Origin of the sequence: Lacticaseibacillus zeae subsp. silagei (genome assembly GCF_030770335.1) — a bacterium.
GTDB lineage: Bacteria > Bacillota > Bacilli > Lactobacillales > Lactobacillaceae > Lacticaseibacillus > Lacticaseibacillus zeae.
In genome coordinates this window covers 2,877,404-2,904,104 of record NZ_CP132484.1, presented here as the reverse complement: position 1 = coordinate 2,904,104, position 26,701 = coordinate 2,877,404, and the positions used below count along the sequence as shown (strand labels likewise).

The following is a 26,701-nucleotide window of genomic DNA, read 5'->3' as shown; positions in this document are numbered from 1 at the left end:
AAATGAATCTTCCGATGCAAGCATTTTTAACTCAATATCTGAAGCTGCGTTCGGTTTCGTTGGCTGCCGACAATGAGATTGATGAAACGGCTGCCTTTTTGAAGGAACAATTTACTAAACTTGGCGCGACCACCAGTCGGATTTTAACCACCGACGCGGCGAATCCAGCGGTTTACGCGGTTTTCCCAGCTCAATCCGCGGATGCACCGACGTTACTTTTCTATAATCACTATGACGTTCAGCCGGCTGAACCCTTGGATTTATGGAAAAGTGATCCATTCAAATTAAAAATGACGGACACTCACCTGTATGCTCGCGGGATTAATGATGACAAAGGCGAGTTAGCTGCACGGCTGGCCGCGATCCAACGGTTACAGGCGCAAGGTGGCTTGCCTTGTACGATTAAGTTTCTTGTTGAAGGTGGGGAAGAACAAGGCAGTCCGCACTTGGAAGACTTGTTGAAGCAATATGCTGACTTGCTGGCGGCGGATTTCTGTTTGTGGGAATCCGGCGGGCGCAATGAGCAAGGCAAGTTTCAAATTTCGCTCGGCGTCAAAGGTGGCGTGGCGTTTCAGCTCAGTGTCAAGACGGCCGATTTTGATCTTCACTCCAGCTTAGGCGCGATCACCGAGAATCCGGCATGGCGCTTGGTGCAGGCGCTGGCGACCTTGAAGAATGCCAATGATGAGATCACGATTCCGCATTTTCTTGATTCCGTGAAGCCTCTGACCACCACCCAAAAGCAGTTGATCGACAGTGCGGTTTTTGATTACGCGGCATTTGCCAAGAATTATGGCATCACCCGTCCGGCAACGGTGCCTGCAGACGAGATTAAAGAAGCGTTGTATAACCGACCGAGCATGACGATCAACGGTTTTTCAAGCGGGTATGAAGGTCCGGGGATCGGCAAAACGATTCTGCCGCATACCGCTCTGGCCAAGATCGATCTACGGCTGGTTCCGGACCAAACGCCAGCCGAGACTGTGCGCCTAATCAAAGCGGCATTAACAGCCGGCGGTTATGATGACGTCACGGTGTCGGACTTTCTGGGCGAACCACCTTTCCGAACCGATCCGGACGACCCGCGCGTGCAAGAAGCAGTGGCGCTGGCAAGGAAGACTTATGGGGATGACGATGTTCAGGTCGAATTAAACTCGCCCGGCAGTGGTCCAATGAAGTATTTTTATGACATCAATCACGCCCCGATCATCTCCTGTGGCATCGGCAATGCCAACTCAGCAGCGCACGGGCCCAATGAGAATGTGGCGATTGCGGATTACTTGAGTTTTATTGATTATCTGACGCAACTGGTGGGTGAGTTGGCGGCATAAAGCAGAGAAACTAACGAATCCCCCCTATTTGGCCTAAAAAGGAAGCTCAAGTTCCGGGACAATCTTGCTAAAAAAAGAAGTTATAAAAAGCTTTACTCTAAAGTGAAAAATATAGCTGGATACCCAGAGCGATTTTGAAATAATAAAGCTCAAAGATCTGATATATTAGTTTATGACGGCGATGTAGTATGTACATTTGAACTTGAATTCTTAAAATCTTTTCCAAATGCCGGAAAAGATTTTTTGATTGTCGCTGTTATTCTATAACAAACGTTTCAAAAAAGTGTTGACTGGAAAACTTTTGGCCCTGTACACTGTTACCACATCTGGTATACGTACAATATCACAAGAAGAACATGTTCTTTAGATGAAGGAGAGACATGATGGCCAAAGTTATCTACCTGGGATTAATCGCTTTTTTTCGACAAAAGTTCCATCATTCCAGGCTTCTTAGCTTACGATAAGCTCTTAACACCGTATGACGAAGACAATGTAAAATAATCTCGGCAAAAGAGGTGGAAATAATATGTCTTTTGGGAACTCAATTAAACAAAAGCGTGAAGCAATGGCCTTAAGCAGATATCAGTTAGCGAAGTCAATTCATACGACGGTGACTCAAGTTGCGATCTGGGAATCTGGACGCAAATATCCCAACATAAAACAGCTCATCATGATTAGTGATGAATTGAGACTAACTTTAGATGAATTGATAAAAGGAGATCCATCCTTTCAAAAGAAGATTATGATAGACAAAAATAATCATGATGCTGATATAATTGTTAGGTTTTCTATAATTCTCGAAGTTATCTTGTTTGTTGTGGGTCTTCTCCTTATTTTTCATTTTGCTTAATAGTTTAAGAGATCCAGCAATTCCAAACGCAAAGCAAAAAGAAAGAGGCCGCACGCTATTTTACGCGCAGCCTCTTTCTTTTGGAACAGCTTAACCTTGCGAACTCGAAGAACTAGCAGAACTTGCCGACGATGAGTTGCTGGACTCCTGCTGGCTTTGATCAGATTCATTGCTGGTACTTGAACCGGAAGATGTCGACTGACTGTTCGTGGCAGATGACTCGGAGCCACTTGCTGAGGAACTTGGTACCGTCGAGGACGGTACGCTTGCCTCAGCGCTGGAAGTATCATCCGAAGCTGCTTGTTGGGCGGTGGCGATCGCCGGCAGCATTTGGTCAGCCAACTGCTGGTTATCAATATGTTTGAGTGCTGCCAAGGCGGCTTGAATCTCGCTGGTACTCAGGCCGGATTTGGGTTCTTTAAAATCAGCGTCAGTAAATAAGCTGGCAACTTTAGCCACGGCCGCTTCTTGATCGGATAGCTGGGCAACCTGTTTTTGATAAGTCTGAACGAACGTCGGCTTTTGTTTGGCCAGTTTGGCTAATGCTTGCTGCGATTCGCTCGTTAACGTCTGCAACTCAGTCAATTTGGTTGGTTTTTGTGCCACTGCGTTTTTGACAGTTAACATTTGCTTGGCGGCATCGACGTCTGCTTGGGCGCTGGCGAGCTGGTTAGCCTGCTCTGGCTCGGTGAGTTTGCGGCGTGCTGCTTGTAAACTGGCTTCAGCGGCAGCGATTTTTTCCTGACTAAGTTCCGCGGCAGGCAGTTGATGCGATGAGTCTTTGAACAAGGTATCAACTTGATTGGTAGCCGCTTGAACGGCATGTGCTGATTGGGTGTCGGTCCAGGTGCTGTGCGCGCCATAAAAAAGCGTGAAACAACCTGCGACTAGCGTGACGACGATGATCGAAAACAACGTCCTGCGCTTCATAAATAAATTCCTCCTGGTGAGCGTGAGCAGGAGCGCCTAGAAATCGGAGTGTAAGTGGTCTTGGGCGTGATGGCCCGGACTTAGGCCATTGCGACCAAGATCCTTACACGGAGATTTCTGCGACTGCGAACGCGTTAATGTGCGTAAGAATATGAAAGTTCAACTGAAAATCGCTGCGTCCAAGACACATGACCATGAAACCCAAGTATCATTGAACAACAGCTGTCCAGTTACAAAAGTTTTGTTTAAAAATACGTAATCTCTTTAGCAAAGCTTAATTCTAGCACGTTCCGGAAGAAAAGCAATGAAAACGGATACATAATTGTAGCGGCGGGATTCACACCCCCAAAAGAGCCCTCAAATTGCCAAATAAATCGCGCAATTTAAGGGCACTTTTCGAAAGCTAGGAAAAACAAAGCTTCATTTCAGAACGATCATGATTTATTCGACATTGACGTGTTCATGCAAAGCATCAGCGTTACTGGTGTCATCACGTTTAGCTAATTTCAACGTCAGGGCATCCAAGGTGATGTGGACGGTCTGGTCGAACAAAGTCGATAAGAGCTGGATTGATTTAACGCCGGCGCCGGTTTTGGTTGCACCGGGAACGATCACGACCGCATCGGCGAGTTTGGCCAGTGGCGAGTCGACCGCACTGGTAAAGGCCACAATGTTGAGGCCGAGTTTCTTGGCTGCCTCAGTATCGGCGACGATGCTTTTTGTGGTGCCTGAGCCGGAAACCGCCACCCAGGTATCGCCTTTTTGAATGGACGGGGTAATGGTTTCGCCCATCACATAGTCGGTGTAGCCAATGTGCATGAGGCGCATGGCGAAGCCTTTTGCCTGAAAACCGCTGCGACCGGCGCCGATGACGAAGATGCGTTTATCCTTAGTCAAGTACGGCATGGCCGCGTCTAATTGACTTTCATCGACGAGCGCCATGACTTGGTTGATTTCTGCCATAATATCCGGAATGACTTTCATGCGTTTATTGCCTCCATAAATTGTTGTGCCGTTGCGACTGGATCGGCTGCCTTGGTGATGGCGCTGCCGACGATGGCAATTTCGGTCAATCCTTGTGCAGCCAGCGCCGTTGCCCCGGCTAAATCAATCCCGCCGGCAATCGCCAGTCGCTTGAGTTGCGGAAAGGCGGCGTGAAAATCGGCCACCGTTGCGGTCGGGTCCAGGTGATCTTGGCGGTCAGTGCTATGGTGCAGCGCATAAATCGCATTTGGGAAAATACTGATGGCTTGCTGCTTGGCTGCATCAACCTCCATCAAGTCGATCATCATTTCCTTTTTTGCCGCATCCGTCGCCGCTGCCGTTGTTTTCAGAGTTGCCAGTGACGCCGCACCCATCACGGTTAAAATGTCGGCCCCTGCCGCAAAGCCCTGTTTGAATTCGTAGCCACCCTCGTCAATCGTTTTTAGATCAATGAGCAATTGTGATGTGCGAATCGCCGCACGCATTGCGCGAAAACCGGCGAGCCCGTCATCCTTCACTAGGCTAGTGCCCATTTCGATAATCGCTACTTTGCCATCTAATTGTTGCGCTAATGCAACCGCATCGGCTAATGGTACCCGATCAATTGCCACCTGTAATTTCATTAAAAATCGTCTCCCGTCACAGCCAGATTTTTGTCCAAAAAGGCTTGCAGTTGCTCAGGCGTTGGATAACCATCATTATCGCCAGGCGCCTGAACCGCGAAAGCGCCAATTGCGTTTGCCCGGATGACCGCGTCACGCTGGGTTTTACCTTCCATCAAGGCGGTAATCAATCCCAAGGCAAAACCATCGCCGGCGCCAACCGTATCAACCACCTGCGCTACCTTAAAGCCCTTCACCCAATAACCGGCTTCACCTTTATTTTTAACATACGCACCTTTAGGACCGACTTTGACGACCACCGTTTGCGTGCGCTCGCTTTGATTGAGGTAAAAATCGGCAATCGTTTCCGGATCGCGCGAGCCCACCAAAAGTTCCCCTTCGTTGTCGCCAGGCAAAATAATCTCGGCTTCTTTTGCCAGCTCATTGAGTGTTGCCGCCATTTTTTGCGGGCTGGACCACAACTGCGGGCGCAAGTTCGGGTCGAAGGTCGTCCGGATATTGTGTTCATGCAGCAGGTCAATTAAGTGACGAAAAGCAGCCAGTGCCTGTTCCGAAATCGCCGGGAAAATGCCGGAAAGATGGGCAAATTTCACCTCCGAAAAGTCAATGCGATCGAGCGTTTTGGCATCGAAGTGGGCAGCGGCAGAACCCCGCCGGAAATAGAAAATATCCGGATCGCCGGTTGAAACCTTATTTTTAAGCTGGAACGCGGTCCAATAATCAGGCGTACTATCAATATAATCGGTTTGGATATGATTTTCACGCAACTGGTCCTTGATGAAATCACCAAACGGATCTTCGCCCAGCCGCGTGATATATTGCGCCGAGTGGCCTAAACGTGAAACTCCGACAGCCACATTGACCTCGGCTCCGGCTAAATATTTTCGGAAGTTCAAGGCGTCCTTGAGTGATTGATCTGTATCCTGTGAAGCAAAAAGCGCAATTGGTTCTCCGATGGTAAGAAATTCTGACATGGTATGTTCCCCCTCTTTAAATGAACGCAGATATTACAACAACACATAAGCCGCCAACAAATTCAAAATCGTCGCAATCCAAGCCCAAGGCAGTCCGGTTAACAGAAATGTTTTGGTATCAAGCTTGGCATATTCAACCGACCAGAGATTCCAGGACTGGGTGATGTCGGCTGATACCGCCATCATGGTCGGGACAACGAGCAGACCGTATAAGAAGTAAGGCGGAAATAAGCCGGTGGCGGTAAAAATCGCCGCAGTCGCCGCGCCTGCTCCGTAAAGCATTAACGGGCCGCGGAAGTAGGACAGTGGTGCGATGACCATCATGATGAACACCATCAGCAAGCGGCTGTCAGGGATGATGTGTTTGAAAATCGTGGTGAACTGGCCCATGGTGTGGACAGCCGCGCTTTGAAACATGGTCAAGACCAGTAACATGATCAGCAAACCAGCGATATCACCAATAGCCGTTTTGGTCGTCGTGTTCATCATCTGGACAAAATGCACGTAAGATTTCATATTGCCGGTCATCGCAAACGCCAGGATCGTTGCCAGCAATAACGCCGGAATCGCATCCCATTTGAAGAAAATGCTCATGGCCACGGGCAACACCGGCAACAGATACGTGATTGGATTCACGTCAGGCGGCACGCTTGTTTCCGGCGTCTCTGACTCAACGACGAAAGGCTTGCCGTTCCTGATTTTCCGGGCATAGAAAAGGATCATAGCGATGACGACCAGCATCTGAATAGCCATGGCGACAAAGCCAAATCGCAGATAGTGATCGCCCCAGACAACGCCTTTGAAGAAAACGGTGAATTGGTTAAACAAAACCGGATTAATATACATGGCGGCGCCGATCGACAACGTGAAAATCGAGACCGCAATATTTTTTGGGACACCCATTGAAAACATAATCGGGAAAAGAATGACCCCGACTGCAATCGCTGAACCCACGCCATAAGCACTTGAGAAGATCAAGGCGGTGATAATGGCAATTAAAATGGTGGCAATCACCGGTGCCTTACTGCCAACGCTTTGGGTACGCCGGCTGATCGACCCGGCAATGCCGGTGTCCACCAGCACGCGGCCAAACCAGGAACCGAGAATGATATACAAAGCGGTTTTGCCATAATTCAGCACGGGATCGGTGAAAATTTCTTTAATCGCGACGTTGAGCGGTATCAGTCCGATGATGGTCCACACAATCGCCATGACGAAGAACCCGACCGTCAAGTTGCCACCGCGCATCGCAAACGTAATGAATAAAACGAAAGTCAAAACAAGTAAAATACCGGTTATTAGACTCCCCATGTGAAGCGCCCCCTCAATACTTGTTCAACTCGCTTAAAATGCGTTGGTAACTAGAACGAATGCCGCTTTGATCAGGATCCTCAAAGAACTTATTCTCAGTCGAGTTAAACCGCTCAGCGAGATAAAATGCCGACAAATACGCAGCTAAAGCTTCTTTACTGGCTGCTTCAATATCCACTTTTTCCGGGGATACCTGGATATTTAATGACTTGATGAAATTCAAGGCGAATTGTTCCGGATCAATTTGCAAACGTTGGTTATTCATGTGCGTGACCCCCTAGCTTGCTCATCTTGCAGCAGTTTTTTGCCTGCCAGGATGATGTCGTGATGTGCGGTCGGATATTCCAAGGCGATAGGCACTGTGTCTGGCAAGATCGTCAAAATATCGCGCCACGGCAGATCGCCTTGATCTAACGGAACGGTGAATGGATTTTCGCCGCCGGTCAGGTCGTCTTTCACGTGGATGTACCGCGTATACTGACGCAAAGCAGTTGCAGCCTTCAATGGATCTTCGCCAACGAACGGCCAGTTGCCTAAATCGTAAACATAGCCGATCGGAATATTCGCCGCCGTAACGGCCTGAAGAAATGTCAAAACCGGCTGTAAGCGGCCGCTTGTGGTGGTTTGATCATTTTCGATATTGATTTCGATGCCTTGCTGCGTGAGCGGAAGCAAAGCGCTGGCCAGATCACCGGAAAACTCGGCAAAAGCGCCAATGTTCCACTTGATCTTGGTCACACCCATGGCTTTTGCTTCATCCAAGTAACCTTGAAGTTTTGGATTAATCTGACCCCCAGCAACGAAAATTTCGTCTGGAACACTGTAGAAAAGCGTCAGCGAGTGATTCTTGGCAAGTTCGGTCACTTGTGGCAGTTCCCGGGAAATATCGCGAAAATATTCCCGCCTGACTTCAATGGTCGAAAAGCCCAAGTTGACCAACTCTGACACAAGATCAGCCTGTGATTGGCCGGCCTGCCATTCGGAAGCGAGCAATAAAAGATTGGCAACGATTGGTGCTGGCATGTTAAATCCCTCCCTAATGTGTGAGCGTGAGCCGGCGCGGTTAGAAGTCGGAGTGTAAGTGGCCTTGGGCGTGATGGCCCGGTCTTGGCCATTGCGACCAAGGTCCTTACACGCAGACTTCTGCGCCGGGGAACGCGTTAATGTGTGAGCGCGAGCCGGCGCGGTTAGAAACCGGAGTGTAAGTGGCCTCAGGCGTGATGGCCCGGTCTTGGCCATTGCGACCAAGGTCCTTACACGCAGGTTTCTGCGCCGAGGAGCGCGTTAATGTGTGAGCGTGAGCCAGCGCGCTTGGAAGTGGGAGTGTAAGTGGCCATTGCGTCCAAGGTCCTTACACGGAGACTTCTGCGCCTGCAAACGCGCTAATGAGTGACAACGATGTATTTGGGAAACCGGTTTCCTGAAAGGGTACATCGTCACTATACAAGCGCTTACAATCACGGTCAAGTAAAACGCCCGTTTTGTTTTGATTAAAATGTGCGGTCGAGGTAACACAGCCTAGGAACGCAAAAATCGCCCCTAGAGATTCCATTCATCTCTAGAAGCGATTTACTTTGGTGTCAATTTTCAGAATCAAAATGATGAGCGAATGCGCACTTCGGCGGGAATCTCCAGACGTTGAACCGCAACCGGTTCGCCGGCGATTTGTTGTGCCAGTAGTTGAGCTGCCGTTGTGCCGATGACATCGGGATGTTGTGAAACTGCGGAGATGCCCGGCGTGACCAACTCGGCCCAATCCCAGTCGTCATAGCCGCTGATGGCAATATCTTGAGGGATGCGCAGGCCTTTTGCATGCAGCCAGCGCAGCGTTGCCATTAACAACCGGCCGTTCGCGGCAAAAACCAGTGGATGTGTTTGGGGATGTGCTTCGAGCCAGGTGGCCAGCGGTGCGACACTATCGTTTTCGGTTTCCAATAATGTCACCGTGGTCGCCGTATTTTTAAACGTGTCCAAAAAGGCTTGGTAACGGGACTGGCGTGTGGAAACCTGGGCGATCGGATTGATAAGGATCAGGATATCCCGGTAATGACTTTTGTGGATGGCTTGTGCCAGTTTAGTGGTCGAGCGGTAGTCGTCGGCGGTGACAGTTGGCCAAGCGAGCGGTCGGGTCAAGCGGTCAACCAGAACCATGGGCGTCTGACTGTCACGAATCAGATCATAATGATGGGCCGCGGCGCTCAGCGGCTGCATGATAATCCCGTCAACATTCATACTCAGCAGCATTTCCAAAGCTTTTTCCTCGCGCTTCAAGTCATTGGCCGCGTCATTGATCAGAATCTGATCCATCGACTGCTGCGTAACCTTGTTGATGCCGCTGATGAGTAAAGTCGAATAAATGTTGGAGATATCGGCAACGACCACACCGATTAAGTGGCTGCGGTGGGTTTTCAGCGAGCTGGCTTGGCGGCTGGGGGTATAGTTGAGCTCCGCAATCACCGCAGCAATGTGTGCCTTGGTGGCGTCCGACATATGTTCAAACCGCCCATTCAAATAGCGGGAAATCGTTGCCTTGGACACACCGGCTTTTTGCGCCACATCTGTGATGGTGAATTTCAATCGGGCCACCTCCGTTTGCTTTTCATTATACGACGATTAGCGGACGGTTAACCAATAGCCGGCACATCCCAAAATGACCAGTGCAACCAAATTGAACACGGTGAACCCGACAAAGAAACGTGCGTGTGGGCGACTGCCGTAAACCAAATATTGTTTGAAAACCAGCAAGTTAGCCATCGAACCGACCAACGTACCCACACCGCCGATATTGGAACCATAAAACAGCGCTTCAACATAGCCGGTAAATCGGGCCAACAAAACGGTGGACGGAACGTTGGAAATAACCTGACTGGTCAGGACCCCGCTTAAGTAAACCGAATCTTCTGAATTTTCAAGACTGGCAATGAAGTGGGTGACCCATGGAATCTGACCGACTACGCTGACGATCACGAAAAAACCGGCGAAAGTCAAAACAACCGCATAGTCCACATCTTTCATGTCTTTTGGATCGAGCGCTACTGACAGCAGAATCGCTAATACCGCGCCGACCCAAGCAGGCACGATGCCAATGACTCCGGCGAAAACGACGCACGCAACGATGACGGCAAAAATTGTCGGCCGGATTTGGATATGAATATGTTCAGTGGGCACATTGGGTACTGGGACGTTGCGCAAAAATAGGCTCAGTAACACCAACACCAGGAAACTGCAGGCCAGCAACGGGATTGACCAGCTGAAGAATTCTTTTAGATTAATCTGGAATTGATGCATCAGGAAAATATTGTGGGTGTTACCGAACGGGGTGAAGGCGCTACCAAAGTTGGCAGCCATTCCGATCAAGGTTACTGGGAGAATTTCCGGCAGCTGATATTTCTTGGCCACGCGTAGATATAACGGTATCAGCGTTAAAACCGTAACATCGTTGGAAAGAAACATACTGGCAAAAATGGCAAGGAAAATAAACCACCACGTTAACTGGCGCGTGTTGTTCGCCCGGGACGTTAACCGATATGCCCAGTAATCAAGAATATGTAGGTGTTCGAAGATTTGAATCACCGTCATCATGGCAAGAATGGACCATAATGTGGCAAAACTTATGTCGCTTATTTTAGGCCGGCCTATGAATAGACTTATGACGACCAACAAGCCGGTGATCTGCAGGACCCGATCTCTGATCAGACGCCGAATAACAATCATCAATTTACCTCATTTGAAAAAAACTCAACCTGTACATTTTGCGCTAAAAACCGAACGATGACAATAGCTAAACCCAACAGAACGTCTGGTATACTTGAATTAAACTAAGATTGTGGCAAAAGCATGATGACGGGAGTAGCAAGCAGCGTGAATATTAAAATCATTGGTGTCGGTAAGTTGAAAGAAAAGTACTTTCGTGAAGGCATCGCGGAGTACTTAAAACGGATGGACAAGTTCGCCAAAGTCAAGATTGTCGAAGTGGCGGATGAAAAAGCACCGGAGAATCTTTCGGAAGCCGAAATGGCGGAGGTCAAGGACAAAGAAGGTAAACGTATTTTGGCCAAAATCAAGGACAAGGAATGGGTGATTGCCTTAGCAATTGAAGGTAAACAGCGTCCTTCCGAAGCTTTTGCCAAAGAAATTGCCGATCTTGGTACATATGGCCACTCGGATATTACCTTTGTGATCGGCGGCTCGCTTGGCTTGTCGCCGGCGGTCATGAAGCGCGCCAACGACACCTTGAGCTTCGGTAAATTGACCATGCCGCACCAGTTGATGCGCTTGGTGTTGATGGAGCAGATTTACCGCGCATTTATGATAAATATTGGTAGTCCGTATCATAAGTGAGGTAGTGCTAAAGGCAAGCATGCGTGGTTGCCGATAAGCGAAATCTTCAAGTTGGCAAAACAGCAATTAATCAGGTATGCTCAATCTTGAAAATATTTCTTCAAATTTTGGCCATTTCTAGCAGAAATATTTGCTTTGAAGTCATCTTCTCGGAGGATTAACAATGGCATACAAAACTTTGCGCGTTCTAAGCTATAGCCAAAGTATACCGAATATATCAGAAGAATATGAACGGCGTTTTAATGGAGAAAGTGCCGTTAAAACTAATTTATGGATGAGCCCCAATGAACGTGATCATAAGTCAATCGCATCGCACCAGATTTTTTGCGTTTTGACGCCGGATATATATAAAATGACGATCTCAATGATGCAACGTTCAGAAACCATTAAACGCCTGATTAGCGAGCTTCCTGACGTCGCCAGTGATCAGTTCTTTTTAGAGACGTTGGTCAACGAACTGATGAGTACAAATGAAATCGAAGGTGTTAGAAGCACACGCAAAGAACTTTATAGTGCGGTTATGAGTGCGCTGAAAAAAGAGAAAACGCCAATGCGCTTCCGTTCGCTTGCCAATATTTATCTCGGTATTTGGCGAAACCGTTCCATCAAGATTAATGACGTTACTCAAATTAGGACGGCCTGGGAATACGTCACGGCGGGAGAGATCAAAAAGTCCGATCTACCTGATGGCAAAGTTTTTCGTTCGAAAGAAGTTTATATCAATGACGCTGCTTCTGGTCAAGCAATTCACTGGTCATCGCCTGACGAAGAACAAGTTAGACAAGACATGGAAGCACTCATTCAATTCATGAACGATAACGAAACACCTTTTATCTTGAAAACACTGATTTCACATTTTTTCTTTGAATACGTTCATCCTTTTTACGATGGCAATGGACGAACCGGTCGTTACCTGGCGTGTGCGTACCTCGGGAAGAAGCTTGATTATCTGACCGGCATTAGTTTTTCAAACAGTATCAGCAAAGCAAAGAAGAAATACTATAAGGCATTTGCGGAAGTCGAGCATCCTAAGAATTTTAGCGATGTCACTTTCTTTGTCGAAGCGCTTATGCATATCATTGAAACAGGCCAAAAAGACATCATCGCGGCGCTTAAACAAAGCCAAGTTAAACTTGAGGACTGGTTTAAGCGAATTTTGGCAGCGGATTTTACGGACCATCAAAAAGCAATTTTGGCTTACTTGATTCAACCATACTTATTTGGATCAAGGGAGAATTCAACGATGGACGATAATGCCCTGAAAGAGCTTCTTTCAAGGCAAGGGTTTAACGGTCGCACCTATAGTCAAGTCAGTATTAAGAAAAGCATTGACCAGCTTGAGAAAGACGGCTGGATCGAACTGGTCAAACATCGTCCAAAGATTCATGCGGTGAGTCAGCGTTTTATTGCATATATGACCGAGAACCATAAGTTGCAGTAACAACTTTATATGCAATTGAATGCGCACAGCTAGTTTGATTTTGGTATTGCGTGGACAAATGTTTTGAATTAAAGAATTTAAGATGATTGTTCATCAGTTCACAATTTTTAGGCTACTTGAAAATATTTCTCTTAATTTTGGCCATTTCTAAGAGAAATATTTTTTAAGGCGGCTGTTTCTTCAAATCTTCGAGATATATTGGCCAAAATCGGCAAGTATTCGTCCGATTGAACCATCTAAACAAGGAGCAAGATAATGACACCAGAAACTTATTTCACCCAGGCAAAGCAGGCGTTGGATCTGCCGAGATCCACACCGTTACAAAGCGCCTATCAGTTTGGCGCTGAAGCAGATACATTGGCAGCGCTCGTGCTTGCCGGCAAAAAAACGGCAACGGCAAGTGCGCGTGATCTGTATGCTGTCGATGAACCGTTGCCGCAAGCAGGCGCGTATGATGTGATCTTAAATGCATCCAACGAGCCTATTTGCGTGACCTACACGGATGCTGTTGAAGTCCAGCCATTTTTAGCGGTGACTGCTGATCATGCGTTTCGTGAAGGTGAAGGGGATCGCAGCCTAGACTATTGGCGGCAGGTTCATGAAGCATTTTTCAAAGCCGAGTATGCGGAAGCAGGTAAACCCTTTGACCCAGCGACAGCGCGAATCGTTCTCGAATCGTTTCATGTTGTGTATCCGGTTTGACGATTAGTACGCAACAACATTTTGGCATCATCAAAAAGTCTCCGATATTGGAGGCTTTTTCTGTAAGTAAATATTCGTAAGTCAATAAATCTTAACTGCGGGCAGATCTAACTTTTTGCCCTCGATAATCTTCTGATCGATCAAGCAGTTGAAGACTTGGTTACCAAAGAACTCGGCGCTTTTGGCATCAAAATGATAGGCGTCCAGCAAGGTGCCGTTTTGCATGTCGATCATGTGGATGTTGGGGTCTTCCGATGCCAGTTGAATCATGCTCTTTTCGACTTGCGGGTCGTATTGTTCGGAGTGATGGCTGACGGTGCCGCAGATGATCGGTAAGGTAGCGTTGCCGACTAACTGGCGGCAGTAGGTGAAGACAGCCTTGAGATTGTCGTAGTAATGATCGGCGGCAACTTGCGAATAGGATCCGCGGTCGGCTTCGCCTTGATGCCACAGCATGGCCTTGATATCGAGGTGCTGCTGGCTCGCCGCAAGACACTGTTTGATGAGATGGGTGAATGCCAGCAGCAAGGAGTCATCAGGTGAAGCGAGTTCGGCAAAATGCGTGGTCCAGTGACGATCACCATCACCGGTTGGGTCGATCGATGTCCCGCCTTCGGAACATTTGATGACGTACAGACCTTGATAAGGCGTCCGCTGCAAAATGTTGTGATACGTCACCAAGTCGAAGCCCCAGCGATCCTGAGATAAATCGCTGGTCTTCAAACTGGGTTGAAAGACACCTTTATCGTGATTAGGGGTGTAGTTGCTGCAATAGTGGCAATCCGCCAGCGGCAAATGAATGTCGGCTGGCAGTTCCGCCACGGGTACCCGCCCGTCAATGTTGGATTGGCCGGCAGAGATAAGGGTGATCGGCGCTAGGTCTTTTTCCAAAATAATCGCTCCATTCCTAAAATTTGAATGTGGTCGAGTCGTTGCATCGAGCAGTTTTTACTGTCGCCGCGTTGTTTTTGGCCCGAGACAACAAAGAGCACTTCTATGGATTCGGTTTTAGAGCGAACAAAATCCATAGAAGTACTCCCGCGATTAAAGTACAACAAAAGGAACTGTATGGCAAATCGTTGAGCATCTACAAGCGTGTGGTATGTCACAACTAAGGCGATGTGGCTGAAGTCAAGCCCAGAGAAGGCCATTATATTGAGCGAGATCAAAGACAAGATACTTCACTGCCTTAGCAATTGATCGCGAGCAACACTTATTGAACAGAAAGATACCGGCTATCTTGGTTGGATCTCATCGCTCATAGATTTGGCCACGTTTGCCAGTCTTGACGACTAAGACGAGGAATTTTCCATCTCGGATATCTGCAATCACCCGGTAGTGGCCAACGCGATAGCGCCATAATGTGCCGAGTTTGCCTTCTAAAGCCTTTCCCCATGCACGTGGGTTATTATAGCCTTCGATATGGTCGTCCAGCCAACGAACGATCCGGCGCTGAACGGAGCGATCCAGTTTGCTAAATTCCTTGGCAGCTTTCTTATCGAATGCCCAATGATAAGACGGGGATACCATCAACTTAACCCAAGACGCTTGCGGATCTCAGCGCTAGAGACAGTTTCACCGTGGCTTGCGTTTAGGTTGGCCATTGCGTCATTGTAGTCTTCTTCATCTTCCATTCGTTCAAGAACGGCTTCACGCATATACTTCGTGACAGAGACGCCATGAAAGTCAGCCAATTCTTTAACTTTTTTGTACTGGTCATCTTTGAATCGCAATGAAGTTACAGTTGTAGCAGTCATTTTGATCATCCTTCCTTATTTCTAAAAACATTATACCACAAAAAGGCTTCATTTGAAGTCTAATGCCTGCAAGCATAACTGACCAAACCAATTTTTTGGACGCGCTGTAACAAAATTGCTGTTGAGGAAAATAAAAGAGCGGAATCACCTAGATGCAGTCAAAACTTATTCTGGATGTCATTATCCAATCTTATCTTCTTGTAAGATATCAAGTGAATTTGGGGTATGGGAGGCTCCTCATTGTGTTAAATTAGTAGCAAACCCTGATATTGAAGGCGGATCGAGGTGAATCGGATGAATGAAAAACGCGAATTGCAAGTCAAAGCGGCCATTGCTGGCGCTTTAGACGCCGAAGACTGTCTCCTCAGCTTTTATTGTGCGCGGAAAAGTCAATCAATCTATGTGATTCTGGGTCGTCCTATGAGCCAGTACTTGGCCATCCGAATCAGTAACCACCGGGCTTTCAGCGGGTTTCAAAAAGTGCCGACATTTTTCTTGCGTTCACAGGAGCAGCTGACTGAAGAGCTGACTGAATTTTTAAAGACGGCGAATTGGCTAACGTTTGATTATCAGGATTTCTTTGTGCTGTCACTGATTAAATACGGGCACCATCATGGGACAACGTTTCAAATTGATGATAGTTACGCGACCTTTTCCGAAGAATCGCAGGCTATGATTTTTTACCAGCTTATCCATTTAGGCAGGCGGCAGCAGGTGATGATGAATGCCCTGCCTGAGGATCTGAATCATGCGCTTGCTAAGCTTTATGCGTCGGATTTGATCGGCAGCTTCTCTAATCAGCAGTCGCTGCTGGTTTATCTTTCTGAAGGCGGTCGGCGGCTTTTGGACTTACATGCCGGTCAGTATATAGCCCAATTTATGGAAGATTATGAGCAAGTGAATTGGCGCAATTTGAATTTACCAGCGGTTGGGTCGTCGAATGAACAGCAGCAGGATCAGGCATGATGCTGGGTATCTTATTTTGACAAAGGCGATCGCAATGCAGCAAAGAATCCCGATTCAACGCAGCGACGTTTTTGGCACAAGGGGATGTGAACTTGAAAAAAATCACAAACTTCCGCGAACTTGGCGGTTATCGCAACAAGAACAAGCAAATGGTCAAAAAAGGGTTGTTGTATCGTTCCGGACAGCTTTTTGAATTGGATGATGCTCAGAAAAATTATCTAACCGCAACGGTAGGCATCCAGCACATCATTGACATGCGCAGCGAAGACGAACGTGCGCAGTTTCCCGACACGACCCTGCCAGGTGCGGCATACACGGTGTTGGATATTTTGAAAGACGCCACCACCAACGACGCCAGCTTGGGTCATATGATAACCGAACAAGGTGATGTGCGTGAAAACATGCTAGCGACTTATGAGCAGTTGGCGATGAGCGACTCGGCGCAGGCGGGCTACCACGCGTTTATCCGCGATTTGCTGGCAGCACCGGAACCTACTGTTTTTCACTGTTTTGCGGGAAAAGATCGCACCGGCGTCGGCGCCGCGATCATCTTGAAGTTGTTGGCAGTTCCCAATGAAACGATCATGGCAGATTATTTGTTGACCAATCAAGAGCGCAAGACCGCGAATCAGGTGATTCTGGCTGATTTGAAAAAGCAAGGCGTTCCGGTCTCGCAACTGCAGACCATTGCGGTGGCGCTGAAGGTGGATGCTGCGTATCTGGCGCACTATTTTCAGGTGATTGATACGAAATTTGGCAGCTTTGATCAGTATTTGCGGCAGGGATTGCAATTGACAGATGCGGATGTGGATACGTTCCGAGGGTTGTATTTGCAGGGTTAACAGGCCAATCTTTCGCTTCTTATTCGGTGTTTCTATTTATGAAGGGGCGCTACTTAATGCCGATAAATATTGTTTTCGTTGATCGTGACGGGACGATTGGCGGGGATGGCCACTTTACGCCTATAGCCGAATTTGTGCCATATGCTGGCAGTGTGGAAGGCATTCATGCTTTGCGTGCAGCGGGACTTCAGGTTTTTGCCTTAACCAATCAAACGCGGATCGCGGCTGGTGAGCTGGACGAGGCTGAATTGCGGCGCTCGTTCCTTGAACTGGGCTGTTCAGACGCTTTTATCTGCCCGCACGCTGAAAATGCCAACTGTGATTGCCGCAAACCGAAAACCGGACTCGTGACTCAGGCACACTTAAAGTATCATTTTTCTAATCAGGAAGCTGTGATTATCGGTGACAGTTATCAGGCTGATATGCAATGTGCCAATCGCGCCGGCATTTTGGGTATCCATGTTGCAACCGGTCGCGGAGCTGCGGGCCGAGCTGATGTTAGCGGTACATGGGTTGAATGTGCAGATTTAGCCGCTGCGGCAGATTGGATCTTAAGACATAATCGGCGGGAAAAAGAAGGTGACTAGGCATGGTGAGCATTCGCATTGTTAAAGCAACGCCGAAGACCGATTTTGCTGCCGTCAGCCAGGTTTATTACGACACTTGGCAGTCGGCTTATCGCCATCTGATTCCAGCAGATTTTTTAAAGCAACTCACACCATCATCGTGGCATCCCGAAGAACGGTGGCAGAACACGTTTTTGGCAATCACTGGATCTGAAGAGATTGTCGGTGTTTGCAGCTTTGGTCGTGCGCGCATGGCGGATTATGCAGGCTGGGGTGAATTATATTCGTTGTATGTTTTACCGCAATTCCAGCGGCAGCAGGTCGGCAGTCAGCTGATGGATCAGGCGCTGAAACGACTTAGCCAAACCTATGAAAACAATTATGTGCGGGTGCTGAACAATAATCTTGCGGCCCAAAAGTTTTACCTAAAGTTTGGTTTTATGAAGACCAACACGGTGCTGGAAGATGTGACCAGATTTGGCACGATTCGCGAATTGATGATGATTCGGGAAGGGTAGAATCAATTAGTGAGGACACAGTATGTCATTGATCACGACCCAGTTAGGACTTGATTTTCAATTGTCGGCGGCAGAACTGGAAGGTTCACGGAACCTTTTTATGGCTAAGCCACCTCAAGTTGCGGCACGTTTTTGGGCACGCGATGAAGGCGACATTGTGATTCGGGACAATCGCTTGTTTGTGCGTGTGATAAATCCAGAAGCCGCAACAGCTTTGAAGCAGGCATTTGGTGAAGAGGATGGCGCGTGGTTTTTGTCGATGGCCAATTTAACTAAATTGACAACAATTTTAGGCGGTTTTGGGCTAAAGGCGAGCAACATGGGCCCTTTTTTCGTGCCGAGTCAGCGGTTTGCGCCAAACCTCATGCCGGAGATGCATCTGATTGAAGCTAATGAAATTCCCGCTTATCGAGCAAATAAGGCAATCTCAATGGTGTTCGGTTATGATCGCCATTACCCGGATCAATTGGGCATTGCTTACCGCATTGATGGAGAATTAAAAGCCATAGCCGGTGCGAGCCAGAATGGGGATACTTGCTGGGAGATCAGTGTCGAAATTCTTGATCCGCGATATCGACATCGTGGCATTGCTGCTCAATTGGTTAAACAACTAACCGCTACTATTCAGAGTCGCCGGCCGGATATTTTGCCCGTCTATGGCACGCAGTTTTCACATGTTCAGTCAATGAATGTCGCGATTCGGGCAGGATTCGTATTTGGATGGACAGAATTAATGATCGGGAAATGTTAATCCGGTGTTGGAGCTATATGATGTGCCAGCACCGGGAACACTAGAAGTTTATGCAATGTCATTGAAAGAGGGGAAAATGTCATGTCTGATCTGCCGATTTCACCGCAAGTCATGGCCAGTCTTGACGCAGTTTGTTGATTTTATGACAAAAAGCAACTACATTCGGCCAGTTATTGGTAAACGTGTCCACGATGCCATTGCTGAAGCCGCGCCAAAGATGGTTGCATTGGCGCAAGATCCGGAAAACTATGGACCAGCTAAGAAGTTTGGCCTTGCCATCAAGAAAGCCGGTGTTGATCCCACTGATCCTGATGCGTTTGAAGCGTTTCAAGATAAATACAATGAGATTGAACAAACAAAACGAGCAGCACAAGGCTTATTTTATCGAAAAGAATTTGTCTACGAACCTGATGAAGCATATCGCACCCAAAACCATGTTGAGGAAATTGGGGATCGCCACTGGCAATTGGCAACAGCGACTAGAAATCACAATCAGGTGCTCAAGTTCAGTCGATTGACGTGGGCCGACGACGATAATCAAGACCTGCGTGACGCTTATACCCAAGAACTAGTAGTTAATGAGGTTGTGAAGATGGGCGATGCCTTGTACGCGCAATACTTAGAGACGCTCAAGAGATGGGAACCTAAGCATTTTTACAACTACATCAACGATAGCATTAAGCAGCAACCCGTATTTCGAGCACAGGCGCTTGTCACTAGTCTGACAGAGTTGCTTAAATACTTGATTCAAAATAAGAAGATCACAAGCAAGCGTGGCCATGAACTGTTAGCAGCGGTTGCGGAGGGGGCCGCGTTATTACCCAAGCCTGCTAAGCCAAAAGGTAGAACGATTTCGTTGTCTGATTATAAGCGGGGCAAGCGGAAGAATTAAGAAGCGTAGGAAGAAACGTTAAAAAGACGAACGGCGCATTCCCACTGCAGGGGAATGCGCCTATTTGTCTGGTGTTCACTGATTTGGAGCAGCAATTTTGCTTCCGACTTTCGCAGCTAACCATGCAATAAAAATGATGCTGCCAAAACGGAAATAAGGAGTTAGTTGACCAAACCAGCTACTTACGATATAGGCGATCGGACTACAGATGATAACAACCAGCAAAACTATGAACCAGTATTTTAAATTTACTCGATAATGCCATCGCATAATTGTCCTCCGAATACATGACTAAGAATAAACTTGTTATAGATCGTCCTTAGTAAGAAGCAATTCGATACTCAACATAGTTTGTGCCTGCAGTCGGATTTGTAACATCGACTTCTGTGACAACATAAACACCACGGTTTAAGGCTGCTGCCTTTTTAAAAGGGGTCATGTAGTCAGAAAAGATAGCTGAATAAAGCATATAAGCCGTGACGTATTGGCCTGCGCCTATATGGTTCGCAATTGCCTGGATTGCGGCGTCGATCCCCATTTTTGTAACATTATCAGTCGCTAAGAAATCTGGAAGGCCACCGATGTTTGCAATGTTTTGTACGTCACTAGGTGTTATATATTGAGCGAAATACCACTTGTTGCCTTCTACATAGCCATAATTTGCATTTGGGAGATCATCTGTTTGCAATTGCGCTGGACGATTTGCCATGCTTGTAACTTGATACTGAGATCCCTTTGTAGTACTTGCCGCACCGACACCGAGCGATGGCGTTATAACTGTTGCGAGTAGAACAGTAGCAACTGAAATTAATGCTACATAAGATATCTTGTGATGGTTAAAAGAATTCGGTTTTATCATTGATGAAGCCTTCTAGAATTAGCTTTTTAAAATTTTGATTATTTTAAATTAACTTAAATGTAATGATATTGCAAGGAAAAATTAAATTTTTAATTTATAACATCGGAATTTTGCTCTTATAAAGCTAGGCATCGAATTCTTCTTATCGGGTTTCTTGAGCTATGAAATTGACTGTTAGGCTCGCACTCATATCTATCTACAAGTCATGAACGCTATGTCTAATTTGACACCGCGGCAAATATGTGAAAAGATACCTAACAACAGCAATTTAAATAACCAGTCACTGCCGGGTGACAGTATCGCAACCGCATTAGGTCAATGTAGCGGTTGCGGGTACTGTCACCCTTTTTTGTTTGGCTGTGATGGTTGATGACTGGCATTTAATCACAGGAGGAAAAGAACATGCAGTGGTTTTATTTAGTTTTAGCGGGCGGTTTTGAAGTCGTTTGGGCAACGTTTATGAAGTTGTCGCACGGTTTTTCCCGATTAGGTTTTACCTTAGCTACGTTGGCAGGGATGATTTTAAGTTTTGGCTTTCTTGCGTTGGCGGTCAAGCATCTGCCGTTAAGTCTGGCATACCCGGTTTGGACTGGGATCGGTGCGGTTGGCTCGATCATTGTTGGTGTAATTTTGTTTAAGGATCAACTGCAGCCAGCAACTTGGCTTTTCATCGCATTGTTAGTGATCGGGATCGTCGGCATTAAAGTGACCAGTGGCGATTAGTCGCCAAATGAACCTTCTGAAATGATAAACTTAAGTCACATTAAAGGTGTGGTGTGCAGATGTTACCAGATCGTATCGTGTGAAGGCTGTAAGCATCCCTTGTCTGAGATATGGTGAAAGTAGCAGATTGGGTGGCAAACCATTATTAAGCGTGACATATATAACGGCTTTTGCGGAAAAGCTTGGTAATACAATCGAATCGGCTGAAAGCGATAGTGTAAAAGACAATGAATCAAAATGAAGAGGCTTGGATTGAAGAAAGTCACCAAGCGATGCATGGCTGGGATTTTAGCCACTTAAAGGGTCGCTGTGAGACTGCCGCTTTGCCATGGGATTATCGAGATTTGGTGAGACAGCATTTAAAACCGGCTGATGAATGGCTAGACATGGACACCGGCGGCGGGGAACTGATGAGTTCGTTTGAGCATCCCGTTGAAAAGACTTCGGTAACAGAAGGTTGGCAGCCGAATATTGATTTGTTGAAACGTACACGGGTACCACAGGGAATAACGTTGTATGCCGATCCGGAAGGCCAAATGGCGCAGGTGCCTAGTGGTCATTTCGAAGTGGTGACGAATAGTCATGGTGGATTACCGATCGCTGCAATTGCGCGTGTCTTACGTCCTGGCGGTATTTTTATTTCACAACAAGTGGGGGCAACTAATAATTACTCGTTATCGCGATTCTTGAATGAGAAGTACGCTCCCGCATTCCCTGACAACAATCTGTTGCAAGTTTTGACGCAATTACAGAACGACGGTTTCCGGATTCTAAAAGCAGATTCATCTTTTGTTAAAATGCGCTTTACGGATGTTGGTGCCATTGTATACTATGCGACGGTCATTCCGTGGGAGTTTCCTAACTTTGACGTTAACCGAGCCATGACGAAACTTCACCAATTACAGGACATCATTGCAAGTGTCGGTGCCATTACAACTTTTGAAGATCGCTTTATCATTGTGGCGAAGAAGGATGAAGACTGAGGTAGAAACGGCGACTTGCGATTAGCACCAGTCGCAGTATGCAAGTAATAAGTGAAGAAGGCTTAAAATCCGATCTAGTTTCGGATTTTAAGCCTTCTTTTACTTATTAAGCTGGTTAGCCTCAAACACGAGGTGGAATGTTTTCAAGACAGTTGCTTCAACAACCGGGTGCTTTATCAACTCGATGAGAAATGCCTTATTCTTTTTGTTAGCGAGTACTTTTAGAGTTTCCTCATCTTCCATGAAAGTTATTGTTGCGCTAATTCCTGAGTAATTGCCTGCACTTCAGCAAAATTATCTGCCACGGCGCCGCTTGCTAAAGGATGGCCACCGCCGCCATGGCGCACGGCTAATGTGTTGATTTCCTTGGTTTTACCCCGCAATTCAACGCGATATTTACCATCTTGACGTTCCGTGAACACTACCCAGCGGTCGATGCTGGCGAGCTTGCCGATATTGCCGACTGCGCGCTGTTCTTCGCCGTAAGCTAAGTCGAATTGCTGCAACACTTTTTGCGTGATGAGCAGTGATCCGGCACCGTTTGCAGTTATTTTAACATGCTCCAGCGCCCAGCCGATGAGTCGACCGACCTTTTCCGGGAACTGGTCTTCGCGGCGGCCGATCGCCGGTGCGTCAATGCCGGTCGCAAGCAGATCGGCAGCTGCCAGATGCGTGCGGGCTGTGGTTAAGTCGTAGAGGAAGCGGCCGGTGTCACCGATCATCCCCGTGTAAAGCGCCGCCGCAGCCGGTTGATTGAGCGTCAGGCGCTGGCTGTGTTGCACCAGCTCCCAAACCATTTCCGAAGCACTTGACGCGTTGGTGTCGACCCAACTGATGGCACCGAGTTGATCTTCATTCAGGTGGTGATCGATTTTAATCAGCATGGCGCCTTGGTCAAAATGCGTCCCGGCGATGCGCGAGCGATTGGCGGTGTCGATCACCACCACCAGTGCGTCCTTATAAGCAGCTGCTGGCACATCTTGCTGCGGCCCAATCCAAGCCAAGTCAGGCGCGGCCGGTCCGGCAGTGTAGACTGTCTTTTGCGGATAAGCTGCCCGCAACAGCAGCGCCAGCCCGGTTTGTGAACCGATGGCGTCTGGATCGGGATTGATATGACGATGAATAATAATGGTATCGAATTGATCAAAAGCGGCTAAAATGTGCTCGATTTCGGCTGACATAACAGGTTCCTTTCAATGCTAGGTTATGTAAAGTTGTGCATCCTGCTTGCGAAAATGGCCGGCGTGTACACATACTTAATCGTACCGGTCTCTGATGAAAAGACAACTGTTATAATGATTGAAACCAAACTTAATGGGGGAATATTGGTGAAACGCTTATTGAAATGGATTGCCATTGTTGTTGGCACCGTCCTGTTGGTCGCAGGTGGTTACCTGATTTATCTTTTCACGACTTATTATCGATTGCCGGATAATCAGGCGCTGAAAGTCAAAAATCAGCAAGATGCCCAACTCAAGCCAGGTCAGACGTATACGGCCATGACCTATAACATCGGGTATGGCTCTTATCCGCCGAGTTATAGTTTTTTCATGGACGGCGGCAAATATTCGCGGGCTTATAGTCAACAAGCGGTGCGTAAAAGTATCAATGGTGTCATTAAGACCACGCAGGCGCAAGATCCGGACATTGCCTTTTATCAGGAAATCGATCCGGATGGCGATCGTTCCCGTCACGTGAATGAAGTGAACATGGTAACGCAGGCGCAAAAACAATACGCCAATGTTTACGGTCAAAATTACGATTCCGCCTATTTGTTCTATCCGTTTACCCAGCCGATTGGGAAGGCAAAATCGGGGATTTTAACCCTGAGCAAGGCTAAAGTCGACAGTTCCCGCCGTTACAGTTTGCCAGTTGATACCGACTTCAACAAGATTATTGACTTGGATCGCGCCTTTACGGCCACGAAAACGACGGTCGCGAACGGCAAACAGTTCATCATGGTCAACATCCATATGTCCGCCTTTACCCCGAATGTAAAGGTGCAGCAGGCGCAATTTGCCAAATTGTTTAAGTATATTGATCATGCCTACAAGCAAGGCAATTACGTCATGGTCGCTGGCGATTATAACCACCGACTATTGAAAAATACCGCCGAAATTTTCCACACCAAAAATCTCGAAGAAACCTGGACGCATCTGTTTCCTAAGGCGAAATTGCCTGCCGGGTTTCACATCCCGACCATGGGCTTGGCTGAAGCTAAAGTGCCTTCCGTCCGCGCCCTTGATCAGCCGTATCGACCCGGAAAAAGTTTTGTGACGTTAATTGACGGCTACATTCTGTCCCCCAATATCAAAGCGGAAAGTGTACATGTGGTATCAACCGGCTTTCAGTATTCCGATCACAATCCGGTCGTGCTGAAGTTCCGGTTGCAATAGTCCGAACATCCTTAGTGGCCTGAAAATGGGGCCACTTTTTTATGCCTTCATTCGTTGCAGTGTCAGCGTGAAACACACCATTTCTTTGTACACGCTCATGCAGATACAGATGCAGCAATCTGTTTTGCTGGCAAACCAACCCGCAATTCCTTAATTGGTACACGTGACACTTTCCTGTTCCAAAAGAAACTGTATTTCAATGTTAACTTTTATAACGCAAATACTTGAAATACAGTTTCATAAGGCGCCATAATCAGGTTGATCGATGAAATCTTATTAGGGAGGGGAAACATCATGTCGATATCTGCTTTTGCACTTATTTTTCTGACGATCTATGTGGGCTTGGCACAACTCGATGCACTCTCACTGAAGATCGGATTATTTTCACCGGTGTTTGGTGGTGCGGCAACTGGTCTAGTCATGGGCAATCTCAAAACCGGCTTGATTGTCGGTGCGACTTTGCAGTTGGCAACGTTGGGGGTCGCGACTTATGGCGGCGCAACGGTGCCGGACTTTCTTTCCGGTTCGATTATGGGCAGCGCGTTTGCGATTATGTCCGGACGCGGGGCTGCTTATGGGATCGGGTTGGCGATTCCGATTGGCTTGTTACTGACGCAAATGGATATTCTGGCGCGGATGACGAACACGATTTTTCAGCATCATGCTGATCGCTTGGCACTCAAGGGTGATTATAAAGGCGTTGAGCGGAACAACCTTTACGGGATCATTCCGTGGACGGTTTCACGTATGTTACCGGTTTTTGTGGGTTTGTTCTTCGGCTCGGCGGTTGTTAAAGCCATCAATGCCTGGATTCCGGCGTGGCTGATGGTTGGCTTGAAGACGGCTGGGATTATTTTGCCTGCGATGGGGATTGCGATCCTGATGCGGTACCTGCCGATCAAGCGGTATTACCCTTATTTCATTCTCGGATTTGTCCTCATGGCTTACTTCACGAAGTCCTTCTCCTTGCTGGGCACAGCGCTGGTCGGCTTCGTCTTTGCGGCCATTCACGTGATGGAGGCCAACGAACGCAAGCACAATGGCGGCCACGGCAATGGCCCAAGCAAGCCTGACAATGGTGGTAACGACAGCGGCAGTAGCGACGACGAGGAGGTCGAGATCGATGTCTGACTTGAAATTAAACAAAATAACCAAAAAAGATCTCAAGCACATCTTCATTCAAAACGTCTTGGGATTGCAGTTGGGTTGGAACTACGAAAAGATGCAGGGCTTAGGCTACGCGTATTCAGTGATGCCCGCTTTGAAACGGTTGTATAAAGATGATCCTGCCAAAATGAAGCAAGCGCTGAACATGGAGATGGGCTTCTTCAACACCACCCCGCAAATGTCGCATCTGATTGTCGGCGCGGATGTTGCCTTGCAGGATCAATTGGGGATGAACGATGAAAATGAAAAAGCCATTGCCGGATTGAAAACCGGGTTAATGGGTCCTTTCGCCGGCGTTGGGGATACCATTTTTGTTGCGATTTATAATGCGATTATTTACTCCATCACGGCCTATATGGCACTTTCGAATCAACCAATCGGCTTATTGATTCCGGTGGTCGGCTGCCTGGCCATTTTATGGGTACGCTGGAAGTTGTTTCAAGTCGGGCTTGCGCAAGGCACGCGATTGGCAACGACCTTCGCCGACAGCATGGCGATTTTTACGGAAGGCGCTTCGATTCTTGGCTTAACGGTTGTCGGCGCCATGATTCCTGCCGTCATTAATTACAAACTTGATTTGACCTATAAAGTCGGCAAGGTCACGATGAATGTTCAAACCATGCTCGATAAAATTATGCCGGCGTTGATTCCGCTCGCGATTGCCTTGTTCTCGTACTGGATTCTGGGGCGGAAGCATATGAATTCCACGCGGCTGATTTTCGTTTTGATTTTGATCGGCATGGTGCTGGGCAATCTCGGGGCGATTTTTGGCTGGATTGGCAGCTTAGTATAAT

Annotated in this window: 32 protein-coding genes; 16 read left to right on the top strand and 16 right to left on the bottom strand. The window is 47.5% G+C overall.

All coding sequences use genetic code 11. The annotated features are described in order from the left end of the window. Positions 1 to 2: 2 nt before the first annotated feature. Positions 3 to 1,331, top strand: coding sequence for a M20 family metallopeptidase (locus LACZS1_RS13440; RefSeq protein WP_070651137.1), 1,329 nt, complete (start codon positions 3 to 5; stop codon positions 1,329 to 1,331). A 526-nt stretch (positions 1,332 to 1,857) separates the two neighbouring features. Continuing rightward, positions 1,858 to 2,181, top strand: a complete 324-nt coding sequence (locus LACZS1_RS13435; RefSeq protein ID WP_070651139.1) for a helix-turn-helix domain-containing protein — start codon at positions 1,858 to 1,860, stop codon at positions 2,179 to 2,181. 90 nt (positions 2,182 to 2,271) lie between these two features. Here LACZS1_RS13435 and LACZS1_RS13430 read toward each other — a convergent pair whose 3' ends face one another. The 9 genes from LACZS1_RS13430 to LACZS1_RS13390 form a co-directional block, all read right to left on the bottom strand. Continuing rightward, positions 2,272 to 3,111, bottom strand: coding sequence for a hypothetical protein (locus LACZS1_RS13430; protein ID WP_070651141.1), 840 nt, complete (start codon positions 3,109 to 3,111; stop codon positions 2,272 to 2,274). Between the two features lie 441 nt (positions 3,112 to 3,552). After that, on the bottom strand, positions 3,553 to 4,095 hold the full coding sequence (gene hxlB / locus LACZS1_RS13425) for a 6-phospho-3-hexuloisomerase (protein WP_070651143.1): 543 nt from the start codon (positions 4,093 to 4,095) through the stop codon (positions 3,553 to 3,555). Further along, a complete protein-coding gene (locus tag LACZS1_RS13420) occupies positions 4,092 to 4,718 on the bottom strand; it encodes an orotidine 5'-phosphate decarboxylase / HUMPS family protein (protein WP_070651145.1) in 627 nt (208 codons plus the stop codon). The genes hxlB and LACZS1_RS13420 overlap by 4 nt, the downstream gene beginning before the upstream one ends. Next, positions 4,718 to 5,692: a sugar kinase gene (locus tag LACZS1_RS13415; RefSeq protein WP_070651147.1), complete on the bottom strand. Its 975-nt coding sequence runs from the start codon at positions 5,690 to 5,692 to the stop codon at positions 4,718 to 4,720. Before LACZS1_RS13415 ends, LACZS1_RS13420 begins: the two co-directional genes overlap by 1 nt. Before the next feature lie 33 nt (positions 5,693 to 5,725). Then, complete coding sequence (locus LACZS1_RS13410; protein ID WP_070651149.1) at positions 5,726 to 7,003, bottom strand: gluconate:proton symporter; 1,278 nt, start codon at positions 7,001 to 7,003, stop codon at positions 5,726 to 5,728. 13 nt (positions 7,004 to 7,016) lie between these two features. Further along, on the bottom strand, positions 7,017 to 7,268 hold the full coding sequence (locus LACZS1_RS13405) for a hypothetical protein (protein ID WP_010490551.1): 252 nt from the start codon (positions 7,266 to 7,268) through the stop codon (positions 7,017 to 7,019). Beyond that, positions 7,265 to 8,026, bottom strand: coding sequence for a sugar phosphate isomerase/epimerase family protein (locus LACZS1_RS13400; RefSeq protein ID WP_070651151.1), 762 nt, complete (start codon positions 8,024 to 8,026; stop codon positions 7,265 to 7,267). The genes LACZS1_RS13405 and LACZS1_RS13400 overlap by 4 nt, the downstream gene beginning before the upstream one ends. Positions 8,027 to 8,596: 570 nt before the next feature. Further along, positions 8,597 to 9,580, bottom strand: a complete 984-nt coding sequence (locus LACZS1_RS13395) for a LacI family DNA-binding transcriptional regulator (RefSeq protein ID WP_168165303.1) — start codon at positions 9,578 to 9,580, stop codon at positions 8,597 to 8,599. Between the two features lie 36 nt (positions 9,581 to 9,616). Next, positions 9,617 to 10,717: an SLC13 family permease gene (locus LACZS1_RS13390; protein WP_070651155.1), complete on the bottom strand. Its 1,101-nt coding sequence runs from the start codon at positions 10,715 to 10,717 to the stop codon at positions 9,617 to 9,619. A 147-nt stretch (positions 10,718 to 10,864) separates the two neighbouring features. Here LACZS1_RS13390 and rlmH point away from each other — a divergent pair, with 147 nt between their 5' ends. From rlmH to LACZS1_RS13375, 3 genes are all read left to right on the top strand, one after another. Further along, positions 10,865 to 11,344 carry a 23S rRNA (pseudouridine(1915)-N(3))-methyltransferase RlmH gene (gene rlmH, locus LACZS1_RS13385; RefSeq protein WP_010490555.1) on the top strand — a complete coding sequence of 160 codons (480 nt, stop codon included), beginning with the start codon at positions 10,865 to 10,867 and terminating at the stop codon, positions 11,342 to 11,344. 163 nt (positions 11,345 to 11,507) lie between these two features. Continuing rightward, positions 11,508 to 12,785, top strand: a complete 1,278-nt coding sequence (locus tag LACZS1_RS13380; RefSeq protein ID WP_070651156.1) for a Fic family protein — start codon at positions 11,508 to 11,510, stop codon at positions 12,783 to 12,785. 255 nt (positions 12,786 to 13,040) lie between these two features. Next, complete coding sequence (locus LACZS1_RS13375) at positions 13,041 to 13,487, top strand: ASCH domain-containing protein (RefSeq protein WP_070651158.1); 447 nt, start codon at positions 13,041 to 13,043, stop codon at positions 13,485 to 13,487. Positions 13,488 to 13,568: 81 nt separating this feature from the next. On the opposite strand, the gene LACZS1_RS13370 is transcribed toward LACZS1_RS13375, so the two are convergent. The 4 genes from LACZS1_RS13370 to relB form a co-directional block, all read right to left on the bottom strand. After that, positions 13,569 to 14,378: a sialate O-acetylesterase gene (locus tag LACZS1_RS13370; protein ID WP_070651160.1), complete on the bottom strand. Its 810-nt coding sequence runs from the start codon at positions 14,376 to 14,378 to the stop codon at positions 13,569 to 13,571. Next, a complete protein-coding gene (locus LACZS1_RS13365; RefSeq protein ID WP_168165304.1) occupies positions 14,363 to 14,515 on the bottom strand; it encodes a hypothetical protein in 153 nt (50 codons plus the stop codon). Before LACZS1_RS13365 ends, LACZS1_RS13370 begins: the two co-directional genes overlap by 16 nt. A 223-nt stretch (positions 14,516 to 14,738) precedes the next feature. Beyond that, the gene (locus LACZS1_RS13360; RefSeq protein WP_070651164.1) at positions 14,739 to 15,017 is read right to left on the bottom strand and encodes a type II toxin-antitoxin system RelE family toxin; all 279 of its coding nucleotides are present in this window, start codon (positions 15,015 to 15,017) and stop codon (positions 14,739 to 14,741) included. Beyond that, positions 15,017 to 15,244: a type II toxin-antitoxin system RelB family antitoxin gene (gene relB, locus LACZS1_RS13355; protein ID WP_070651166.1), complete on the bottom strand. Its 228-nt coding sequence runs from the start codon at positions 15,242 to 15,244 to the stop codon at positions 15,017 to 15,019. Before relB ends, LACZS1_RS13360 begins: the two co-directional genes overlap by 1 nt. A gap of 294 nt (positions 15,245 to 15,538) precedes the next feature. Here relB and LACZS1_RS13350 point away from each other — a divergent pair, with 294 nt between their 5' ends. The 6 genes from LACZS1_RS13350 (at position 15,539) to LACZS1_RS13325 (ending at position 19,779) form a co-directional block, all read left to right on the top strand. Beyond that, positions 15,539 to 16,210: a hypothetical protein gene (locus tag LACZS1_RS13350; RefSeq protein ID WP_070651521.1), complete on the top strand. Its 672-nt coding sequence runs from the start codon at positions 15,539 to 15,541 to the stop codon at positions 16,208 to 16,210. A gap of 86 nt (positions 16,211 to 16,296) precedes the next feature. Next, positions 16,297 to 17,052, top strand: coding sequence for a tyrosine-protein phosphatase (locus tag LACZS1_RS13345; protein ID WP_172493511.1), 756 nt, complete (start codon positions 16,297 to 16,299; stop codon positions 17,050 to 17,052). A 56-nt stretch (positions 17,053 to 17,108) separates the two neighbouring features. Next, on the top strand, positions 17,109 to 17,639 hold the full coding sequence (locus LACZS1_RS13340) for a D-glycero-alpha-D-manno-heptose-1,7-bisphosphate 7-phosphatase (protein ID WP_070651170.1): 531 nt from the start codon (positions 17,109 to 17,111) through the stop codon (positions 17,637 to 17,639). Between the two features lie 2 nt (positions 17,640 to 17,641). Further along, positions 17,642 to 18,136, top strand: coding sequence for a GNAT family N-acetyltransferase (locus tag LACZS1_RS13335; protein ID WP_070651172.1), 495 nt, complete (start codon positions 17,642 to 17,644; stop codon positions 18,134 to 18,136). 22 nt (positions 18,137 to 18,158) lie between these two features. After that, the gene (locus LACZS1_RS13330; RefSeq protein WP_070651174.1) at positions 18,159 to 18,887 is read left to right on the top strand and encodes a GNAT family N-acetyltransferase; all 729 of its coding nucleotides are present in this window, start codon (positions 18,159 to 18,161) and stop codon (positions 18,885 to 18,887) included. A 76-nt stretch (positions 18,888 to 18,963) separates the two neighbouring features. After that, positions 18,964 to 19,779 carry a hypothetical protein gene (locus LACZS1_RS13325; protein WP_070651176.1) on the top strand — a complete coding sequence of 272 codons (816 nt, stop codon included), beginning with the start codon at positions 18,964 to 18,966 and terminating at the stop codon, positions 19,777 to 19,779. A gap of 75 nt (positions 19,780 to 19,854) precedes the next feature. Here the strand turns inward: LACZS1_RS13325 and LACZS1_RS13320 are convergent, their stop codons facing one another. Further along, positions 19,855 to 20,049, bottom strand: coding sequence for a hypothetical protein (locus LACZS1_RS13320; RefSeq protein WP_047106861.1), 195 nt, complete (start codon positions 20,047 to 20,049; stop codon positions 19,855 to 19,857). 49 nt (positions 20,050 to 20,098) lie between these two features. Beyond that, on the bottom strand, positions 20,099 to 20,638 hold the full coding sequence (locus tag LACZS1_RS13315) for a hypothetical protein (protein ID WP_070651178.1): 540 nt from the start codon (positions 20,636 to 20,638) through the stop codon (positions 20,099 to 20,101). Between the two features lie 402 nt (positions 20,639 to 21,040). On the opposite strand from LACZS1_RS13315, the gene LACZS1_RS13310 reads away from it, so the two are divergent. Together LACZS1_RS13310 and LACZS1_RS13305 are read left to right on the top strand one after the other, a co-directional pair. After that, complete coding sequence (locus LACZS1_RS13310; RefSeq protein WP_070651180.1) at positions 21,041 to 21,361, top strand: DMT family transporter; 321 nt, start codon at positions 21,041 to 21,043, stop codon at positions 21,359 to 21,361. Between the two features lie 227 nt (positions 21,362 to 21,588). Next, positions 21,589 to 22,344: a class I SAM-dependent methyltransferase gene (locus tag LACZS1_RS13305; protein ID WP_070651182.1), complete on the top strand. Its 756-nt coding sequence runs from the start codon at positions 21,589 to 21,591 to the stop codon at positions 22,342 to 22,344. Positions 22,345 to 22,592: 248 nt separating this feature from the next. Here the strand turns inward: LACZS1_RS13305 and LACZS1_RS13300 are convergent, their stop codons facing one another. Continuing rightward, positions 22,593 to 23,525 carry a DHH family phosphoesterase gene (locus LACZS1_RS13300; protein ID WP_070651184.1) on the bottom strand — a complete coding sequence of 311 codons (933 nt, stop codon included), beginning with the start codon at positions 23,523 to 23,525 and terminating at the stop codon, positions 22,593 to 22,595. A 147-nt stretch (positions 23,526 to 23,672) separates the two neighbouring features. On the opposite strand from LACZS1_RS13300, the gene LACZS1_RS13295 reads away from it, so the two are divergent. From LACZS1_RS13295 to LACZS1_RS13285, 3 genes are all read left to right on the top strand, one after another. Continuing rightward, on the top strand, positions 23,673 to 24,740 hold the full coding sequence (locus tag LACZS1_RS13295; RefSeq protein ID WP_070651186.1) for an endonuclease/exonuclease/phosphatase family protein: 1,068 nt from the start codon (positions 23,673 to 23,675) through the stop codon (positions 24,738 to 24,740). Between the two features lie 294 nt (positions 24,741 to 25,034). Further along, complete coding sequence (locus LACZS1_RS13290; protein ID WP_070651188.1) at positions 25,035 to 25,871, top strand: PTS mannose/fructose/sorbose/N-acetylgalactosamine transporter subunit IIC; 837 nt, start codon at positions 25,035 to 25,037, stop codon at positions 25,869 to 25,871. Continuing rightward, positions 25,864 to 26,700 carry a PTS system mannose/fructose/sorbose family transporter subunit IID gene (locus LACZS1_RS13285; protein ID WP_047106871.1) on the top strand — a complete coding sequence of 279 codons (837 nt, stop codon included), beginning with the start codon at positions 25,864 to 25,866 and terminating at the stop codon, positions 26,698 to 26,700. The genes LACZS1_RS13290 and LACZS1_RS13285 overlap by 8 nt, the downstream gene beginning before the upstream one ends. Position 26,701 lies beyond the last annotated feature (1 nt).